General features: G+C 70.1%; 17 protein-coding genes and 1 riboswitch. Of the genes, 7 read left to right on the top strand and 10 right to left on the bottom strand.

Translation table 11 applies throughout. The annotated features are described in order from the left end of the window. From H7I41_RS23535 to H7I41_RS23550, 4 genes are all read right to left on the bottom strand, one after another. On the bottom strand, positions 1 to 592 hold a 592-nt coding region (locus tag H7I41_RS23535), incomplete at its 3' end, for a transglycosylase family protein (protein WP_264015037.1). Positions 593 to 601: 9 nt separating this feature from the next. Beyond that, a riboswitch (cyclic di-AMP (ydaO/yuaA leader) is annotated at positions 602 to 796 on the bottom strand. A gap of 217 nt (positions 797 to 1013) precedes the next feature. Continuing rightward, positions 1014 to 1280 (bottom strand): MoaD/ThiS family protein, encoded by a 267-nt coding sequence (locus tag H7I41_RS23540; RefSeq protein ID WP_264015038.1) that lies wholly within the window; start codon positions 1278 to 1280, stop codon positions 1014 to 1016. Positions 1281 to 1283: 3 nt separating this feature from the next. Then, complete coding sequence (gene moaA, locus H7I41_RS23545; RefSeq protein ID WP_264015079.1) at positions 1284 to 2339, bottom strand: GTP 3',8-cyclase MoaA; 1056 nt, start codon at positions 2337 to 2339, stop codon at positions 1284 to 1286. Continuing rightward, positions 2336 to 2752: a YccF domain-containing protein gene (locus tag H7I41_RS23550; RefSeq protein ID WP_264015039.1), complete on the bottom strand. Its 417-nt coding sequence runs from the start codon at positions 2750 to 2752 to the stop codon at positions 2336 to 2338. The genes moaA and H7I41_RS23550 overlap by 4 nt, the downstream gene beginning before the upstream one ends. Before the next feature lie 162 nt (positions 2753 to 2914). On the opposite strand from H7I41_RS23550, the gene H7I41_RS23555 reads away from it, so the two are divergent. Both H7I41_RS23555 and H7I41_RS23560 read left to right on the top strand, forming a co-directional pair. Then, complete coding sequence (locus H7I41_RS23555) at positions 2915 to 3334, top strand: cold-shock protein (protein ID WP_264015040.1); 420 nt, start codon at positions 2915 to 2917, stop codon at positions 3332 to 3334. Positions 3335 to 3429: 95 nt separating this feature from the next. Further along, on the top strand, positions 3430 to 4434 hold the full coding sequence (locus tag H7I41_RS23560) for a glutathione S-transferase family protein (protein ID WP_264015041.1): 1005 nt from the start codon (positions 3430 to 3432) through the stop codon (positions 4432 to 4434). Here the strand turns inward: H7I41_RS23560 and H7I41_RS23565 are convergent. After that, positions 4431 to 4919: a DUF2771 domain-containing protein gene (locus H7I41_RS23565; RefSeq protein ID WP_264015042.1), complete on the bottom strand. Its 489-nt coding sequence runs from the start codon at positions 4917 to 4919 to the stop codon at positions 4431 to 4433. The two genes, H7I41_RS23560 and H7I41_RS23565, sit on opposite strands and share 4 nt — an antisense overlap. Next, complete coding sequence (locus H7I41_RS23570) at positions 4916 to 6595, bottom strand: MFS transporter (protein WP_302471828.1); 1680 nt, start codon at positions 6593 to 6595, stop codon at positions 4916 to 4918. The genes H7I41_RS23565 and H7I41_RS23570 overlap by 4 nt, the downstream gene beginning before the upstream one ends. A 69-nt stretch (positions 6596 to 6664) precedes the next feature. On the opposite strand from H7I41_RS23570, the gene H7I41_RS23575 reads away from it, so the two are divergent. After that, entirely contained in the window at positions 6665 to 7453 is a 789-nt protein-coding gene (locus tag H7I41_RS23575) for a DUF3027 domain-containing protein (protein ID WP_372503791.1), read from the top strand. On the opposite strand, the gene H7I41_RS23580 is transcribed toward H7I41_RS23575, so the two are convergent. After that, a complete protein-coding gene (locus tag H7I41_RS23580) occupies positions 7450 to 7902 on the bottom strand; it encodes an SRPBCC family protein (protein WP_264015043.1) in 453 nt (150 codons plus the stop codon). The genes H7I41_RS23575 and H7I41_RS23580 overlap by 4 nt on opposite strands. A 25-nt stretch (positions 7903 to 7927) precedes the next feature. Continuing rightward, entirely contained in the window at positions 7928 to 8194 is a 267-nt protein-coding gene (locus H7I41_RS23585; RefSeq protein ID WP_264015044.1) for a DUF2530 domain-containing protein, read from the bottom strand. Positions 8195 to 8284: 90 nt separating this feature from the next. On the opposite strand from H7I41_RS23585, the gene H7I41_RS23590 reads away from it, so the two are divergent. The 3 genes from H7I41_RS23590 to H7I41_RS23600 all read left to right on the top strand — a co-directional run bounded on the left by H7I41_RS23590 (position 8285) and on the right by H7I41_RS23600 (position 9964). Continuing rightward, complete coding sequence (locus tag H7I41_RS23590; RefSeq protein WP_264015045.1) at positions 8285 to 8716, top strand: Rv0880 family HTH-type transcriptional regulator; 432 nt, start codon at positions 8285 to 8287, stop codon at positions 8714 to 8716. Positions 8717 to 8743: 27 nt separating this feature from the next. Next, complete coding sequence (locus tag H7I41_RS23595; protein ID WP_264015046.1) at positions 8744 to 9559, top strand: TrmH family RNA methyltransferase; 816 nt, start codon at positions 8744 to 8746, stop codon at positions 9557 to 9559. 132 nt (positions 9560 to 9691) lie between these two features. After that, the gene (locus tag H7I41_RS23600; RefSeq protein ID WP_264015047.1) at positions 9692 to 9964 is read left to right on the top strand and encodes a DUF2537 domain-containing protein; all 273 of its coding nucleotides are present in this window, start codon (positions 9692 to 9694) and stop codon (positions 9962 to 9964) included. 2 nt (positions 9965 to 9966) lie between these two features. Here H7I41_RS23600 and sepH read toward each other — a convergent pair whose 3' ends face one another. Both sepH and serC read right to left on the bottom strand, forming a co-directional pair. Continuing rightward, positions 9967 to 10761, bottom strand: coding sequence for a septation protein SepH (sepH, locus tag H7I41_RS23605; protein ID WP_264015048.1), 795 nt, complete (start codon positions 10759 to 10761; stop codon positions 9967 to 9969). Between the two features lie 84 nt (positions 10762 to 10845). Beyond that, positions 10846 to 11958, bottom strand: a complete 1113-nt coding sequence (serC, locus tag H7I41_RS23610; RefSeq protein ID WP_264015049.1) for a phosphoserine transaminase — start codon at positions 11956 to 11958, stop codon at positions 10846 to 10848. Positions 11959 to 12144: 186 nt separating this feature from the next. On the opposite strand from serC, the gene H7I41_RS23615 reads away from it, so the two are divergent. Further along, complete coding sequence (locus H7I41_RS23615) at positions 12145 to 12606, top strand: CAP domain-containing protein (protein ID WP_264015050.1); 462 nt, start codon at positions 12145 to 12147, stop codon at positions 12604 to 12606. Positions 12607 to 12776 lie beyond the last annotated feature (170 nt).

The raw sequence follows: 12776 nt of genomic DNA on the forward strand, positions 1-12776 counted from the left end.
GAGGAGGCGGTACCGGTGCCGGTGCCGGTGCGGCCATCGCGTCGAAAGGCGCGGGCGCGGGCGGCGGGGGAGGCATCGGGGCCGGGGGAGGCGGCGGCATCGGCGCGGCCAGAGGCGCAGGAGCGGGCGGTGGCGGAGGCGGCGGGGCGAACGGGTTGATCGGCGGCGGAGGCAGCTGGCCGTTCAGGCCGACCGCGTCGAGCGCGTCGTCGATCACGTTGCGGGGAGTGGAGCCGGACAGTGCCTTGCCGCACGTCGGCCATGCGCCCTTGCCCTGGCTGGCCAGGACGCGCTCGGCGACGGCGATCTGCTCTTCCTTGGTGGCCTGGAACGCCGACGGGGCGTATTCACCGCCACCGTGGCCCGACCAGGTGCTCGGGGAGAACTGCAGTCCCCCGTGGTAGCCGTTGCCGGTGTTGATGGCCCAGTTGCCGCCGGACTCGCAGGATGCGACCTGGTCCCATTCGCCGTCGGTGGCGGCGTTGGCCTGGCCCGCGAGGGTGAGGCCACCGGTTCCGATCACTGCGCCGGTGAAGGCGATCTTGGCGACGCTGACAGCTGGTTTGGTGGGCTTGCGATGCCGTCCACTCATAAGTGCGATAGGTCCTCTCGTGAGCGCCCGCGAGGTCAGCTGTCGGGTTCGGGTCTGAGAGGTCACCCGGCCGGCGGAAATCCGCCGGCTTCACCCCAAGGAACCGCAAGCGGTTCCAGGTCCTTCGGTGGACCGGTGGGTCCCCCGCCTCCATCCAGGTGGGTCGTGGTCCCTCTTTCGACGGATGGAGCTCGGCGCTGTCGAACGAGGCGAGCCGATTGATGAGGGTCGATCGGCCTGGAAGAAAGGTAACGGCTCTCCGCGATCCCGTCACCTTCTGCCGACCTCGGCGTTTCTCTCCTTGGCAAATATTAAATGGGCTCTAAACCGCCAGGTTGGCGCGACGTTTTCCGCCGTTCATCCGGCGCTCAGCGCGTCTGTGACAGTTTGTGACCATTTCGTGATGTGACGTAAATCACGGTTATCCGCCGGCGAACGGTGGAAGAACATCCACCGTCTGGGCGTTTTGCAGTCCGATCGTCTGGTCGCGTACGGCGATGCCGTCCACCAGGTACGAGCAGCGGGCGAGCACCCGCGCCAGTTCCGCGTCGCGGGCGCCGAGGATGCCGGTGAGCGCTGCGACCGTGGTGCCCGCCGCCAACTCCAGCGGTTCCTCCTCGACGCCCGACGCCGCCCGGGCCGCAGCGAAGTATCGGACGGTCACCCGCACCGTCGTCGTGGCCGACACGCGTCAGCCGCCGATCGCGCTCATCGGGCGGTCGGGCTGCACGAAGTCCGGGTCGTTGATGCCGTGCCCCGCGGCCTTGGCCCACATCGCCGTGCGCCACGCCTGCTCGAGCGCGTCGTCATCGGCGCCGCTGCGCAGCAGCCGCCGCAGATCGGTCTCGGTGGTCGCGAACAGGCAGTTGCGCACCTGCCCGTCGGCGGTGAGCCGGGTGCGGTCACAGGCGGCGCAGAACGCCTTCGACACCGAGGCGATGATCCCGACGGTGGCGTCGTGGCGCCCGTCCACCCGCCACAGCTGCGCCGGGGCGGAACCTCGCGGTGTCGGATCGGGCGTCAGGGTGAACTCGCGGCGCAACGCGGTCAGCACGTCGTCGGCCTCCAGCGCCTCGCCGCGGCGCCACCGGTGTTCGGCGTCCAGCGGCATCTGCTCGATGATGCGCAGCTGGTAGCCGTTCTCGAGACAGAAGCGCAGCAGGGCTACGGCGTCGTCACGCCCGGCGACGGGATCGAGTACGGCGTTGACCTTCACCGGCGTCAGTCCGGCGGCCTTGGCCGCGGCCAGGCCGGTCAGCACGTCGTCCAGCCGGTCCCGGCGGGTGATGGCGGCGAAGCGGGCGCGGTCGACGGTGTCCAGGGACACGTTCACCCGGTCCAGGCCGGCCCGCTTGAGCTGCTCGGCACGCCGGCCGAGACCGAGCCCGTTCGTGGTCACGGCGATCTCCGGGCGCGGCCGTAGCGCCGCCGTCGCGGCGACCACCTCGTCGAGGTGGCGCACCACCAGTGGCTCGCCGCCGGTGAAGCGGACGCTGGTGACGCCCAGCTTCGTGACGGCGATGCGCAGCAGCCGCGCCAGCTCCTCGGAGCTGAGCAGCTCGTCGCCGGGCAGCCAGTCCAGCCCCTCGGCGGGCATGCAGTAGGTGCAGCGCAGATTGCACCGGTCGGTCAGCGACACCCGCAGGTCGGTCGCGACCCGGCCGAAGGTGTCCACCAGGGGTCCGGCGGTGGGCATCCCGGCGAGGGGACGCTGCACCGTCGGGAATCCGAGGCCGATCACCGTCATGCGGCGGCTCGCGTGGGTCTGCTCCACGGGTCGTTCTGCGCGTCGACGGGCACGATCTCCTTGCCCAGGGGGAACAGCGACACCGGGATCAACTTCAGGTTGGCCAGGGCCAGCGGGATGCCGATGATCGTCACCGCCATCGCCACGGCGCTGACGATGTGGCCGATCGCCAGCCACACGCCGGCCACGATGAGCCAGATGACGTTGCCCACCAGTGCTCCGGGCCGCGGGCCGGGCTTGTCGACGACTGTCTGACCGAACGGCCACAGTGCGTAGACCCCGATGCGGAATGCCGCGAAGCCGAACGGGATGGTGATGATCAGGACGAAGCAGATGATGCCGGCGAGGAAATACCCCAGCGCCAGCCAGAGGCCGCCGAAGATCAACCAGATGATGTTCAGGATCAATTGCATGTCAGCTGCTTCTTCTCCTTCAGCGGTGATTCCAGCCTACCGACAAACAGGATGAACCTGCGGGTGTGGGCCGAGTAGGATCACCGCAACGCGTCCCGACGCAAGCGGGACGCTTTCTTGTGTATCAGTGAGATGTTCTTTCGAGACGAGCGGGTGAGGGCAGTGCCGACCGGCAAGGTTAAGTGGTACGACACCGAGAAGGGCTTCGGCTTCCTGTCCCAGGAGGAAGGCGAGGACGTCTACGTCCGCTCGTCGGCGCTGCCCGCGGGAGTCGAAGGGCTCAAGGCGGGCCAGCGGGTGGAGTTCGGCATCGCGGCGGGCAGGCGCGGTCCGCAGGCGTTGAGCGTCAAGGTGCTCGACCCGCCGCCGAGTCTGAGCCGGACCCGTCGCGAGGCGGAGCGCGCCGAACGCCCGGAGCACAAGCACACCCCCGACGAGTTGCACGGCATGGTCGAGGACATGATCACGCTGCTCGAAGGCGCGGTGCAGCCCGAACTGCGCAAGGGTCGCTACCCCGACCGCAAGGTCGCCCGCCGGGTCTCCGAGGTGGTGCGCGCCGTCGCGGGTGAGCTCGACCAGTAGGCCTGAGAGCTAGCGCCGAACGTGCGCTCATTGCGAAAAATGTCCCGATTGCTCGCAGTGGCTTCACGTTCGGCGAAAGCGGGCATGCTGCAGCCATGAGCTATGTCGCCAATGGTGGCGAATTCGACCGCGACACCGACTACATCGAGACCCGCATCACCGCCGACGGCCGGGACGGCTACCCGGTCGAGCCGGGCCGCTACCGGCTGATCGTGGCGCGGGCCTGCCCGTGGGCGAACCGGGCGATCATCGTGCGACGGCTGCTCGGCCTCGAGGACGCGCTGTCCATCGGCTTCTGCGGGCCGACGCACGACGAGCGCAGCTGGACGTTCGACCTCGACCCCGGCGGCGTGGACCCGGTGCTGAAGATCCCCCGGCTGCGCGACGCGTACCTCAAGCGGTTCCCCGACTATCCCAAGGGCATCACGGTGCCCGCGCTGGTCGACGTGCCCACCGGCGAGGTGGTCACCAACGACTTCCCGCAGATCACCCTCGACCTGTCCACCGAATGGACGGCCCACCACCGCGACGGCGCACCGCAGCTCTACCCCGGGCCGCTGCGCGACGAGATCGACGAGGTGGCCCAGCGCATCTACACCGAGATCAACAACGGCGTGTACCGGTGCGGCTTCGCCGGCTCACAGAAGTCCTACGACCGGGCCTACGACCGTCTGTTCGCCGCGCTGGACTGGGTCTCCGACCGGCTCGAGAACCAGCGATACCTGGTGGGCGACACCATCACCGAGGCTGACGTGCGGCTGTTCACCACGCTGGCCCGGTTCGACCCCGTCTACCACGGCCACTTCAAGACCAACCGGAGCAAGCTCACCGAGATGCCGGTGCTGTGGGCCTACGCCCGCGACCTGTTCCAGACCCCCGGATTCGGCGACACGGTCGACTTCGTGCAGATCAAGCAGCACTACTACATCGTCCACACCGACATCAATCCGACCAAGGTGGTGCCCAAGGGGCCCGAGCTCGGCGACTGGCTCACCCCGCACGGCCGGGAAGCGTTGGGCGGCAGACCGTTCGGCGACGGCACACCGCCGGGGCCGACGCGCGAGGGCGAGCGGGTGCCGTCGGAGCACACCCCGCTCTAGGACCACTGCGTGCGGATCGACCATTCGGCGTGCGGCACGTCGAACACTTCGCCCGTCTCGTCCTGCACAAGGGTGAGCAGTTGCACCGCGATCCCGGTCAGCCGGCCGCGCTGTGGATCGACGGTGGGGATCGTGACGGCCAGCCGGCTGTCGCGCGGGAACACCGAGACCGTGGTGTCGACCGGGTTCTCGTAGACCTGCAGCAGCCGCCACGGCGCCTCGGCGATCGCGGCGGGCACCGACAGCTGCACCGGGTCGCGGTCGTTCACCCGCAACTCGCCCTGGGTCCCCCCTGGCTCACAGTCGTTGAGGTCGAGCACCCGGCAGTACTGGAACGGCCCGACCCGGGTCAGCTCGCCGCGCGAATACGCGCTCACCTCAGGCAATTCCGGGCGGTGGTCGCGGGTCGCCCGCCACACCAGGGCGGCGGTGACCGCCGTCGTCAGCATGACGACGGCCGCCAGCACGGCTGCGGCGCGCTTCACTCCGGCACCATGTCCGGCCGCCGGCCCTCCTGGGCCGCCAGCACCGGGCGGTTGCCGCCGAAGCCCGGGATCAGCGACTCGCCGCGATAGCTCACGATCGTCTGCGCCAGGCCGAGGATCAGCACGGCGCTGATGGTGGTGAAGCCGATCCACAGTTCGGTGTAGATCAGCACCCCCGTCGCGCCGCCTGCGACCCACGCCAACTGCAGCAGCGACTCCGAGCGGCCGAACGCCGATGCCCGAGACTCCTCGGGCAGATCGTCCTGCAGCGAGGCATCCAGCGACGCCTTCGCGATGGCGCTGGCGCCCGAAGTCACCAGCGTGGCCGCCGCGACCACCAGCAGATTGCCGGACACGGCGGCGGCCAGCGCCATCGCCGTCACCGCGATCGCGGAGCGCACCACCAACTGCGCCGGGCGGCCGAGCTTGAGCCGGGCGCTGGTCATGTTCCCGGCGAAGTTGCCGATCGCCGCGGCCGCCCCGATCAGCCCGAGGATGCGCAGCTGCTCCCAGCCGCTGGCCTGGTGCGACTTCGCGACGAACGCGGGATAGAGGAACAGGAACCCGACCATCACCTTGATCGTGCAGTTGCCCCACAACGACGTGATGGTGTTGCGGCCCAGCGGTTGCCGGGCGCGGGTCTTCCCGCCCACCGGCCTGCGGCGCAGGTCGCCGTCGCCGCCGTGATAGCTCAGCGTGGCGGGCACCTCGCCCTCGGTGACCTCCACCCACTTCGGGATCCGCATGGCCAGCACGGCGCCCGCGACGGTCGCGGCGACCAGCACGTACAGCGCACCGGGCAGATTGAACACTCCGAGCAGATACTGCGCGCCCACGGCGACGGCGCCGCCGGCCATCGTCCCGCCGAGCAGGCCGAACATCGTCAGCCGGGCGTTCACCCGCACCAGGTCGATGCTCGGCGGCAGCACCCGTGGCGTCACCGCACTGCGCAGCACGCTGAATGACTTGGACAGCACCATCATTCCCAGCGCACAGGGGTAGAGCACCCAGGACGGATAGCTGCCCGTCACGCCGTCGAAGTTGGCGATCAGCACGACCACCAGCGCCGTGCGGATCAGGAACGAGCCGGCCAGTGCAACCCGCCGGCCGTGCTGCAGGCGGTCCAGCGCCGGACCGATGAGCGGCGCGATGACGGCGAACGGGGCGATGGTGATCAGCAGGTACAGCGCGACCTTGCTCTTGCTCTCGCCCGAGGCGGCCGCGAAGAACAGCGTGTCCGCCAGCGCCACGGCCATCGCGGCGTCGACGGCGAAGTTGGCGACCACCGGCCAGGTCAGGGCGGTCAGCCCGGACTTGTCGGCGCCGTCGGCGGTCGCGGCGCGGTGCACCAGACCGTACATCCGCGAACCCATCTCGCGGCTGCGCGCGGCGGCGGCGCGGGTGACGGTGACCCGCTCGCCCGCACCGGACCCGACGCCGGGGTCGCGCTCGTACCGGTAGCCGGCGGTGGATTCCTGATCGTCGAGCGGCGGCAGCCAGCGGTTCGAGCTCGGCATCGACTGCCTGCGCTGCCTGCGGCCGTCCACGCCGTCACTCGGGTAGTTGGCCATGCCGGGATGGTCGGCGCCTGCCGCCGGGCGGGGCGGGTAGTAGCGGCCGTCGTCCCGCGCCCTGTCGTCACGCCGCCCTCCGGTCACGCCTCGATTGTCCCCCATGGCGCCGACTGCGCCCGTCATGGCAACCGGTGTGGCCTCGGGGCATCGGGCTCAGGCACTATGGGGGCGATGGAAAGCATGACCGAAGGCGCGCAGCAGGGTGCACCGCTCCCGCTGGGGGAGTCCACAGCCGATCTGGAGTCGGTGTTGATGGGCGCCGCCGAGCAGGCGCGCACCGCGCTGGACGAGTTCGCCGGCGCAGATGCGGTCGGTGAGTATCTCGGCGCGTCGTTCGAAGACCCGGCGTCGGCGACGCACCGCTTCCTGGCGAATCTGCCGAGTTACCGCGGCTGGCAGTGGGCGGTGGTGGTGGCCGGCTACCCCGGCGCCGACCACGCCACCATCAGCGAGGTCGTCCTGGTGCCCGGCCCCACGGCGCTGCTGGCGCCGAGGTGGGTGCCCTGGGAAGAACGTGTCAAGCCCGGTGATCTGGGCCCCGGTGACCTGCTCGCCCCGTCCGTGGACGACCCGCGGCTGGTGCCCGGTTACGTCGCCAGCGGCGACCCGGAGGTCGACGAGGTCGCTCTGGAACTCGGGCTCGGCCGCAAGCAGGTGCTCAGCGATTGGGGCCGCGTCGACGCCGCGCAGCGCTGGCACGACGGCGATCACGGGCCGGGGTCGTCGATGGCCCGGTCCACCCGCCGGGTGTGCCGCGAGTGCGGGTTCTATCTGCCGCTCTCGGGTGCGCTCGGGGTGATGTTCGGTGTCTGCGCGAACGAACTGGCGGCCGACGGCCATGTGGTCGACGCCGAGTACGGCTGCGGCGCCCATTCGGACACCCCGCCGCCCCCCGGAACGGGTTCGCCGTTGTACGAGCCCTTCGACGACGGTGTCCTGGACGTCGCCGACCGCGATTAGGCCTCCGCCGCCGCCTTGATCCTGGCGAGTGACTGCTTCATGCCGTCGACCAGCTCCTGCTCGAAGCTCGGGACGCCGCCGAACAGCGCGTTGACCGTCGCGTTCGACACCGCCTTGACGCCGTTCTCGGCGTGCCGGGTCTCGGTGAGGCGGGTGCCCCCGTCGACCGGCTCGAGCCGGTAGCGCCACACCGTCCCGTTCGCGTTGACGCGGAACGCCAGCTCTTTCTCCGGGACGAGTGCGGTGATCGTGCTCGTGGTCGGCCACAGCAGCCGGCCGCGCCGGTTGAGGTTGACCGCACGGGTCCCCGGCCGCAGTGGCCCGAGTCGCTTGGTCCAGCGGCACTGCGGGCTCCAGCGCGGCATCCGTTCGAGATCGGAGACGAGTTCCCAGACCCGGCTGACCGGTGCGTTGATGTCGATCTCTGCCTGCAACAGCGGTGCGGCCACAGTGCCTCCTCGCTTCTCGGCAGGCTCAGTCGAGCCCGCTCTGAGCGCCGCGGGCACCGCGGCGCACGGCGTGACGTTGCCACAGGAAGATCGACGTGCCAAAAACGCCGACGCCGAGACCGGCCACGGCGATCGGCCGCCAGTCGTGCAGCGCGGCGACTGTGAACGACAGCACCGTCACGATCAGCCAACCGAATGCGATCACCAGGATGACGGGTCGCGGGTCGAGCAGCCTGGCCGGCAGTGCCGGAGGTTGCCGCGCGTCGGGTTCGGCCGAGCTCTCTGCAGGCATCGACGCCGAATCTATCCGATGAACTGTTTTTGCGGCGTACCCCGGCCGGATTAGCTGTGAGATCGCCCCATGCTGGGTACTCTTTGCCATGTGAAAGACCAGGACGCGCAGTTGGCCGGTGACTTGTCGCTTGCCGTAGTGCGTTTAGCTCGACAGTTGCGGTTTCGCCGAGCGGATTCCAAGATTTCGCTGTCGCAGTTGTCTGCGCTGTCGACGCTGGCCAAAGAGGGCGCGATGACCCCTGGAGCATTAGCTATCCGGGAGCGTGTCCGGCCGCCGTCGATGACGCGGGTGATCGCTTCGCTCGCCGAGATGGGCCTGGTCGAGCGCAGCGCCCACCCGTCCGACGGGCGCCAGGTGCTGGTGTCGGCATCGCCCTCGGGCGCCAGCCTGGTCGAGGCGGAGCGCCGCGCCAGCCAGGAGTGGCTCAGGGTTCGCCTGGCCCGGCTGGATCCCGAGCAGCGCAGGACGCTGCTGACCGCTGCCGACCTGATGACCGGGATGGTCGAGGAGAGCGCCTGAACGCCCGGGTGCGAAGCTACCCGGGAAATGGCCACCGTCATCGACGTCGACGACCCGGGTGATCCCCGCCTCGACGACTTCCGCGATCTGAACAGCGTCGACCGTCGGCCCGACCTGCCCAGCGGCAAGGGGCTGGTGATCGCCGAGGGCGTGCTGGTGGTGCAGCGCATGCTCGCGTCGCGGTTCGTCCCGAGGGCGATGCTGGGCACCGACCGCAGGCTCACCGAACTCGGCGACGACCTGAACCGCACCGATGCGCCGTTCTACCGGGCCGACGCGGAGGTGATGGCCGCGGTGATCGGCTTCCATCTCAACCGGGGGGTGCTGGCGTCGGCGTCGCGGCCCGGGGAACTGGCCGTCGACCAGGTGCTCGCCGGCGCGCGAACGGTGGCGGTGCTCGAGGGCGTCAACGACCACGAGAACCTGGGGTCCATCTTCCGCAACGCCGCCGGACTCGACGTCGACGCGGTGGTGTTCGGCAGCGGCTGCGCCGACCCGCTCTACCGGCGGGCGGTGAGGGTGTCGATGGGTCACGCGTTGCTGGTGCCCTACGCCTGGGCGCAGTCCTGGCCCGGCGATCTGAACCTGTTGCGCGACAATGGTTTCAGACTGCTCGCCATGACGCCGGATGCGGGCGCCGCGACGCTCGCGGCCGCGATGCCTGCACTGGCCGGCGACAAGGTGGCGATCCTGGTCGGTGCGGAGGGGCCGGGGTTGACGGAGCACGCGATGCGGGCCAGCGACAGCCGCGTGCGCATCCCGATGTCACGCGGCACCGACTCCCTCAACGTCGCGACCGCTGCGGCGCTGGCGTTCTACGAACGGGCAAGGGCGGCAGGCTAAATTGGGCAGGAGCGAAGCGACCCGGGGGGATGGACCGGTGGGCAGGAGCGAAGCGACCCGGGGGGATGGACCGGTGGGCAGGAGCGAAGCGACCCGGGGGGGCAGGAGCGAAGCGACCCGGGGGGAGAAACCGTGACCGACGACTCGACGCCGTGGGGCACGGGGTTGACGGTGGCCGCGTTCGTCGCGGCAGTGGTCGCGGCGGCGGTGCTGGTGCTCAGCCTCGGCCTGGTGCGCGTGCATCCACTGCTGGCGATCGGCCTGAACATGGTCGCCGTCGGCGGGCTGGCGCCGACGGTGTGGAGCTGGCGCACGCGCCCGGTGTGGCGGTGGTTCGTGCTGGGCGGTGGGGTCGGCGTGGCCGTGGGCTGGGTGGCGGTGCTGGCGCTGTCCCTGGGGAGCTGAGCTCAGCGCTGCCCGCTGGAGCGCACCCCGAGCAGCACGTCCTCCCACGCAGGCACGGCCGGCTTGCCCTTGCGGGCGCGGGCCGGCTTCTTCGCCTCGACGGCCGGCTCGGGCTCAGGCTCAGAAAGCGGCTCGGGCGCCGGAGCGGGTGCGGGAGCCGCAACGGGCTCGGTGAAATCGAGTTCGGCCAGCGGAACCGCGCGCAGCGGGCGGGCGAAATCCGGGTCGATCAGTTCGGAAGCCGCGTCGTCGAAGGCGCTGACGGTGCCGCCGTGCGCCCCGGGGGTGAAGCGGAAGTGGGCGACGTTGTCGGACCGGCCGGCCTTCCAGCCCAGCTGCACGGTCCAGCGGCCGTCCTCGTTGCGCCACGCGTCCCACGTCGTGCTGTCCGGGTCGAGACCGCGGGCCACGAGCGAGGTGGTGACCGTCTCGAGCAGCGTCAGCACCGAGGGGCCGTCGGCGAGGATCGGGTGCGCGGCCGTGGCGAGCTCGGCGGCGCGCGAGCGCTCCAGCAGCACCGGATGGGCGAAGCGTTCCACCCGTTCGAGCGGCGCCCCGGCGGCCGCGGCCACCTGTTCGACGGATGCACCCGCCCGGATCCTGGCCTGGATGTCCTTGGGACTCAGCACGGTGGTGACCTCGACATCGATCTGGGTTTGGCTGGAACCGACTCTGTCGCCACGGACGGCCGCACGCAGCCGGTCGTCCACGACCATGATGAATTTGTCGCCGGAGTCGGCCTCGCAGATGATGCTGCGGCCGTCTACGTCGAGCCCGACGACCTTGAGTACCCGCATACCGACCTCCTCCGGGACGAGCCCGATTAGCAGGTCACCCTACTGCGTTATCCGCCCGTTACCGGCCAGACACGCGGTGCGCCCTCAGAGGTGTTCGACCACCCAGTCGACGCACTGGGTGAGCGCGCTGACGTCGTCGGGATCGACGGCGGCGAACATCGCGACACGGAGCTGGTTGCGGCCGAGTTTGCGGTACGGCTCGGTGTCGACGACGCCGTTGGCACGCAGCACCTTGGCGACGGCGGCGGCATCCACATCGTCGTTGAAGTCGATGGTGCCGACCACCTGTGAGCGCAGCGCCGGGTCGGTGACGAACGGGGTGGCGTACTGCGACGCCTCGGCCCACGAGTAGAGCCGCGACGAGCTGTCGGCGGTGCGCTTGACCGCCCAGTCCAGGCCGCCGTTGCCGAGCATCCAGTCCAGCTGGTCGGCCAGCAGCACCAGGGTGCCGATCGCGGGGGTGTTGTACGTCTGGTTCTTGACGCTGTTCTCGACTGCGATCGGCAGCGACAGGAAGTCCGGCACCCACCGGCCCGACGCGTGGATCGACTCGATGCGCGCGAGCGCGGCGGGGCTGACGACCGCGAGCCACAGGCCACCGTCGCCGGCGAAGTTCTTCTGCGGCGCAAAGTAATAGGCGTCGGCCTGCGCGATGTCGACCGGCAGCCCGCCCGCCCCCGACGTGGCGTCGATCAGGATCAACGCGTCGCCCGCATCTGCGGGCCGCTGCACCGGCACCGCCACGCCGGTCGACGTCTCGTTGTGGGCCCACGCGATCGCGTCGACTGACGGGTCGGCCTGCGGTTCGGGAGCGCTGCCTGGGTCGGCCTTGACCACGATCGGGTCTCCGACGAAGGGGTTCTTGGCCACGGCGGAGGCGAACTTCGCGCTGAACTCGCCGTAGGTCAGGTGCAGCGAGCGCTTGTCGATCAGCCCGAACGCGGCGGCGTCCCAGAACGCGGTGGACCCGCCATTGCCGAGGATCACCTCGTAGCCGTCGGGCAGCGAGAACAGTTGGCGTACCCCGTCGCGCACGCGCCCCACGAGGTTCTTGACCGGGGCCTGCCGGTGCGACGTGCCGAACAGATGACCGGCATCTGCCAGCGCCTGCAGTTGTTCGGGTCGCACCTTCGACGGCCCCGACCCGAACCGTCCGTCTTTCGGCTTCAGGTCGGCGGGAAGGGTGAGTTCGGCCATGCGGTCAAGACTAGTGACCAGCGCCTGCACGGTTCCTGCCGGGGAGGGGCAGCGAAAATACTAAAAAGTCAATAAAAGCGGTTTGAGCGACACGCATCTGTGTCCATACTGTGACCTGTCGGGGCGGACAGCTGGGAGCCCGTCATGGGGTGCACGTTCAGTGGGGGAAATCGCGCGTCAATTCTGATGCCCGTCTGCGCTGCGGCCCTCGCGGTCGCCGGGGCGCTGGTCGCCGTGGCACCCGCGCACGCCGACGGCGATCAGGCCGGCGCGCTGCTGGGCCAGATCAACGCCACGCGCGCGGCGAACGGCTGCGGACCCGTCGCACCGAATGCGCAGTTGGCCGCGGCCGCCAACCGGCACGCCACGGACATGCTCGTCAACGGGGTGCGCAGCCACACCGGTTCCGACGGGTCGTCGGTCGTGCAGCGTGCCACCGACGCCGGCTATGCGCCGTATGCGGCGGTCGGGGAGGTCGTTTTCTGGAGCGCGGGATACAGCGACGATCCGGCCCACGCGGTGAACTGGTGGATGAACAGTCCTCCCCACCGGGCGGTGATCACCGACTGCGGGATGACCGACGCCGGGTTCTCCTCGGTGAGCAGCGGTGACCGGGTGATCGCAGCCGGGGAGTTCGGCAAGAAGTAGCCGCCCGGCGCCGGTGAAGCTACGGCGTCGCGGTCGCGGCATCGGTTTTCGAAGGTCCTCCAGGGTGGGTACTCACTGCCCGGAGTCGATGCCGCGCGTTCAGCAAACCCTCAGCGCGGGGATGGACATTTACCCGGTACCTGCGGTACTGTGTACACAAGGCCGGTAAA

It is taken from the genome of [Mycobacterium] manitobense (assembly GCF_025821665.1).
In the GTDB taxonomy this organism is placed as follows: domain Bacteria; phylum Actinomycetota; class Actinomycetes; order Mycobacteriales; family Mycobacteriaceae; genus Mycobacterium; species Mycobacterium arseniciresistens.

What these genes read in the sequence shown, in the direction of transcription:
- H7I41_RS23585 (WP_264015044.1), bottom strand. Translation starts at nt 8,194, where the DNA reads ATGCCTGCAGAGAGCTCGGCCGAACCCGACGCGCGGCAACCTCCGGCA.
- H7I41_RS23595 (WP_264015046.1), top strand. Translation starts at nt 8,744, where the DNA reads ATGGCCACCGTCATCGACGTCGACGACCCGGGTGATCCCCGCCTCGAC.
- H7I41_RS23560 (WP_264015041.1), top strand. Translation starts at nt 3,430, where the DNA reads ATGAGCTATGTCGCCAATGGTGGCGAATTCGACCGCGACACCGACTAC.
- H7I41_RS23615 (WP_264015050.1), top strand. Translation starts at nt 12,145, where the DNA reads ATGCCCGTCTGCGCTGCGGCCCTCGCGGTCGCCGGGGCGCTGGTCGCC.
- moaA (WP_264015079.1), bottom strand. Translation starts at nt 2,339, where the DNA reads ATGACGGTGATCGGCCTCGGATTCCCGACGGTGCAGCGTCCCCTCGCC.
- serC (WP_264015049.1), bottom strand. Translation starts at nt 11,958, where the DNA reads ATGGCCGAACTCACCCTTCCCGCCGACCTGAAGCCGAAAGACGGACGG.
- H7I41_RS23550 (WP_264015039.1), bottom strand. Translation starts at nt 2,752, where the DNA reads ATGCAATTGATCCTGAACATCATCTGGTTGATCTTCGGCGGCCTCTGG.
- H7I41_RS23570 (WP_302471828.1), bottom strand. Translation starts at nt 6,595, where the DNA reads ATGGGGGACAATCGAGGCGTGACCGGAGGGCGGCGTGACGACAGGGCG.
- H7I41_RS23575 (WP_372503791.1), top strand. Translation starts at nt 6,665, where the DNA reads ATGGAAAGCATGACCGAAGGCGCGCAGCAGGGTGCACCGCTCCCGCTG.
- sepH (WP_264015048.1), bottom strand. Translation starts at nt 10,761, where the DNA reads ATGCGGGTACTCAAGGTCGTCGGGCTCGACGTAGACGGCCGCAGCATC.